The organism is Paraburkholderia sp., assembly GCF_034668105.1.
In the GTDB taxonomy this organism is placed as follows: domain Bacteria; phylum Pseudomonadota; class Gammaproteobacteria; order Burkholderiales; family Burkholderiaceae; genus Paraburkholderia.
Window position 1 is genome coordinate 1 of the sequence record NZ_JAXDPY010000114.1, and the last position, 4,166, is coordinate 4,166.

4 protein-coding genes are annotated in these 4,166 nt (G+C 61.3%); 1 reads left to right on the forward strand and 3 read right to left on the reverse strand.

Annotated features, from left to right (window positions below; genetic code table 11):
* Nucleotides 1-382: 382 nt before the first annotated feature.
* Together QOC89_RS05565 and QOC89_RS05570 are read right to left on the reverse strand one after the other, a co-directional pair.
* Complete coding sequence (locus tag QOC89_RS05565; protein ID WP_323044114.1) at nt 383-1,405, reverse strand: SGNH/GDSL hydrolase family protein; 1,023 nt, start codon at nt 1,403-1,405, stop codon at nt 383-385.
* 99 nt (nt 1,406-1,504) lie between these two features.
* Complete coding sequence (locus tag QOC89_RS05570; RefSeq protein ID WP_323044115.1) at nt 1,505-2,797, reverse strand: MFS transporter; 1,293 nt, start codon at nt 2,795-2,797, stop codon at nt 1,505-1,507.
* 98 nt (nt 2,798-2,895) lie between these two features.
* Here QOC89_RS05570 and QOC89_RS05575 point away from each other — a divergent pair, with 98 nt between their 5' ends.
* Nucleotides 2,896-3,846 carry a LysR family transcriptional regulator gene (locus tag QOC89_RS05575; RefSeq protein WP_323044116.1) on the forward strand — a complete coding sequence of 317 codons (951 nt, stop codon included), beginning with the start codon at nt 2,896-2,898 and terminating at the stop codon, nt 3,844-3,846.
* A 126-nt stretch (nt 3,847-3,972) separates the two neighbouring features.
* On the opposite strand, the gene QOC89_RS05580 is transcribed toward QOC89_RS05575, so the two are convergent.
* On the reverse strand, nt 3,973-4,166 hold a 194-nt coding region (locus tag QOC89_RS05580; RefSeq protein ID WP_323044117.1), incomplete at its 5' end, for a hypothetical protein.

Genomic DNA, 4,166 nt, shown 5'->3' on the forward strand with positions numbered 1-4,166 from the left:
CATTGGCACCCGACGCGGAAAACTCGACGGGGCCGGTCTGCGCGCAAGCGCTCAACAATAGACCCGCGAATGCGGTAATGAACAGAAGCTGAGCACGCAGTTCTGCTCGATCAACTCACGACCCGCACGATGTCCGAAGTCGAAGTCGATGCGGTCATTGCGTCGTGCGCGCAAGGATATCCATTTCCCACGAACTTCGATAATGACCCGCCAGTTGGCGGCCTTGCGCCGCAAAGCCAGCAAATGTTGTTTACCCAGGCGCTCTCAGAGTCATGGGGGGCCGATACGTTCTCCGCAGCCCTTCGTCGGCAAGCAGTACGACGTGAACCCTGAAACGATCCTTCCCTTTTGAACATTCTTGTCTTCAGGGCTTCCTCGGTGCCTAATGTCCCAGACCGCTTTTGGCGATCTGCTGCTCGACGAATTGGGCGAACAGCGTATGCAGGTGCGTCGTCGGATGAAGGTCATCGGCGAACATGTAGGTCTGGTCTGCATTGGCGCTCACGTAGGTTGCGGGCGAGCATAGCAATGACGTGTTATCGGGCGTTTTCTTCGGGTCGCACGCCTGGCCCGTATTCGACACCGCGAAGCCATTTGCCTGAAAGTTCGCGATGATCTGGTTCAACCACGTATATGCATCGACCTGGATAACCTTGGATTGCAGACCGTTGGTCTGCAAAGCCGTAGTCAGCGTGCTGTTGAAGAGCCCCGACAACTGAGTGAAGTTTGCCCCGCCATCGGACGAGGCGCGGCCGTCCGGCGAGAGTCCAATATTCGGAAGATTGACCACCACCACATGCGTTCCGCCGTTCTGAACGATTTGCCCAACGACCTGAGCGAGCGTGGTGGCGGCCGTCTGCACGGTCTGCGTTGCGGCCGGCGGCGCCCCGGCGCGCAGTACATCGTTCGCACCTGCCCACACGAGCACCAGTTGATTGGTTTTAAAGCTCCCGTGAGCGCTCAGATAACTCGATACCTGCTGATTGACGGGCATTTCGACGTTGCCGATCACGTTGGTCAGAAAATCGGACTGGTTGGCAGGCGTCGCCACCGTGGCGCCCCCCTCCGCATAACCAAGGCCGCTCTGCGCAGTGAGTTTATGCGTGAAGTCGATCGTGAACGCGGCGGTTAGCGTATCGCCGTAGTATTGCGCGACATCCTGGCTCCACACTTGTCCGGGATTGGTCGTGAAGCGCCCGCCGCCCACCGCACTCGCGAGCGGCGCATAGGTACCGACGTCTGAAAGGCTGTCGCCGAACGAGACAATTTGCAGATTGATGCCGCCCGCCGGTGTGGCTGTGCTGCTGCTGTTGCTCGAGCTGCCTCCACCCCCGCCGCAACCTGAAAACACTGAGATTGCGACAGCAAAAATTGCAGCGCGTACCGTGTCATTTATTCCACGCATGGCGACTCCTCGAGGATCGGCTGGGATCTGTGGCCACGTGGCGGCTTTATCACGCGTCGCGCTCCCGACAAGCACTGTCTTTCAAGCAAAAACTATGCGCTATCTCGTTGGGGAAGGCCGGCGTGCCACGCGCAATGTCCCGCGAACCGCCCCGATCAGCCGGAGGACAAATGCGACACCGGTGAACGCGAAGCCCACCGCACAGACGCCGGTCCAACCCGCCAGCGACCACGCCGCCCCCGAGAACATCGCACCCAATGCACCGCCGACAAAAAACACCCCGACGAACAGTCCATTGAGCCTTCCGCGCGCGGCCGGATCCATCAGGTTGATCGCGCGCCGGCCTAGCGTCTGGTCAGTGACCACGCCGGCATCGAGTGCGGCCGCACCGGCGACCAGCAACGCAACCGCCAGCGCCGGATGGGTACTTACTGAAAAGCCGCCCCACCCAGCGCCCGCCACACCCATTACCACGAGGGCGACGAGCATGATCAGATGGCCCGCAATCAGCGCCTTGCGCTCCATCCCATGGTCGCCCGCACGCCCCGCAAGCGGCGTCACGATCGCACCCGCCGCGCCGGCGAGTGCGAACAACGCAACACCGTTCATATCGAAGCTGAACGGCGGCTGCGCAAGCCGCAAACCGATCGCGGTCCAGAACGCGCTGAATGCACCCATCACCAATGCAGCCGATGCGGCGTTGCGTTGCAATACCGGCTCAGTGCGCAACAAGGTCCACAGCGAGCGCAGTAGCGCCGGATAGCGCGTGGCGACAACCGGCAGGCGATCGGGCAGCTTCAGGTAGAGAACCACGGCGAGTAATGCATCGATTAGCGCGGCAAAGCCGTAGAAAGCACGCCAACCAATCGCCCCTGCGATCACGCTCGCAGCCGGGCGCGACAACAGGATGCCGAACATCAGACCGCTCATCACGTTGCCGACCGCTCTTCCCCGATGGCTTTCCGATGCCATCGAGGCCGCCATTGGCACCAGCATCTGAATCACGCTCGACGCCGCGCCGGCCAGGAATATGGCGAGCAGAAACACGCCTCGCGAATCGGTGAACATCGCGATGGCGAGAAAGACGGCGCAGCACGCGAGTGTCCGGACGATCAGGCGGCGGTTCTCCAGCAAATCACACAAGGGCACGAGGAGCACGAGCCCGGCTGCGTAGCCGAGTTGCGGAAGCATGGCGACGAGACCCGCTAACTCGGGAGCAAGGTGCAGACTGCGGCCGATCGAACCGGTCAACGGCTGCGCGGCGAACAGGTTCATCACAATCACGCCCACCGCCGTCGCGAAAAAGAGGGTTAGCAGCGGGGTGAGTTCCTGTGGGGCTTCAGCCTCCTGCGTCGCGACAACGCGCGCGGGGTTTTCGGCGGATGGGTTCATCGAACGGCGCTCTCGGGACGGATGTGAAAAAGCCATCCTAATGAGCCGCTCAATATGCGACAATTGAAATATGTTGATAATGATTATGCGAGTTAACTGTGAATACGCGCGATCTGGAGGCGTTCGTTGCGGTCGTCGAAAGCGGTTCGATGGTGCGCGCCGCCAAAAAGCTTCATCTCACGCAGCCTGGCCTGACACGCCGGGTGCAAAACCTTGAGAGCACGTTGGGTAACGAGTTGCTCGATCGCCAGAGTAAGCCGCTCAAGCCGACCGCCGCAGGCAACGAGGTCTATGCGCTCGCGCGTACCGTGTTGCGCGCGGTGGACGATCTGTTGTCGGTTGCGTCGCCGGGGAGCGAGCCGGCGGGCGAGTTGAGAATCGGCATGCCGCCGTTTCTTGCGGAGGTGGCGTTGGAAAAACCTGTCGATCTTCTTCGCAGTGCTTTTCCGCGGCTTACGCTGCGTGTCACGGCGGGTTGGTCGCCTGGTCTCGTGCAGAGTGTCGAGCGGGCGTCGCTCGACGCGTCGATCGTGCTGATGCCGTCCAGCTTCACGCCACCTCAAACGTTGCACGCCACGCCGCTCGCGTTCCTGCCGACTGTGATCGTCGCGGCGCGCTCGCTCGGTCTACCCGACAAGCCGATGACGCTGGCGGAACTGTCCCGGCGCGAGTGGGTCCTCAATCAGGATGGCTGCGGAATGCGCTCGGCACTGAGACTGGCGCTAGGGGCAGCGGGACTTCCGTTCAATGTGGCCGTCGAAGCGTTTGGCTCGGAGCTGCAGCTCTCGCTGGTTGCGCGCGGTATGGGCATTGGACTTGTCACGCCGGATCTGTTGGATCGGTCGGTGCATCGCTCGGAACTGAGGATCGTCGAGACCTCGGACTTTCGCGCGAGCATCGATGTGTGGTTCATTCATGGATCGCTTCCGGGGCGGCTTATGCGGCCTGTGGAACTGTTGCGCCGGTCGCTGACCGAGGTGCTGGCTGAAAGCGGGATGGCGATGTATGGAGAGAGTGTGGATTCCGCGGTTCGAAGAGGGCGGACATAGGCGAGCGTGGCGCGGGAGACTCGCCAAACTGGCGGCCACTACACTGCGGGCAATTCAACAAGGCGCGAGCGTTTTCGCGCCTTTCCTACTTCAAGTCTGCGTTTCCCGCACACACCGCTAAATCAACTAGCGCTCGATCCGGTCGAGCGTTTCTCCTTCGGGTATCAGCCCCGGGTGTTGTTTGCAAATCGGAACGATTGCTTTCTCAACGAGCTCATAGACGACGTCTGCCATTCCCCGCCGGAAAGTGGAGAAAACCTGTGGCGGGCAGTTCGTTTGCACGATCTTGATCGCATCATTGACGGACTTGTTTGCGTCGT

Coding starts and splice junctions, on each gene's coding strand:
- QOC89_RS05565 (WP_323044114.1), bottom strand. CDS start 1,405: ATGCGTGGAATAAATGACACGGTACGCGCTGCAATTTTTGCTGTCGCA.
- QOC89_RS05570 (WP_323044115.1), bottom strand. CDS start 2,797: ATGAACCCATCCGCCGAAAACCCCGCGCGCGTTGTCGCGACGCAGGAG.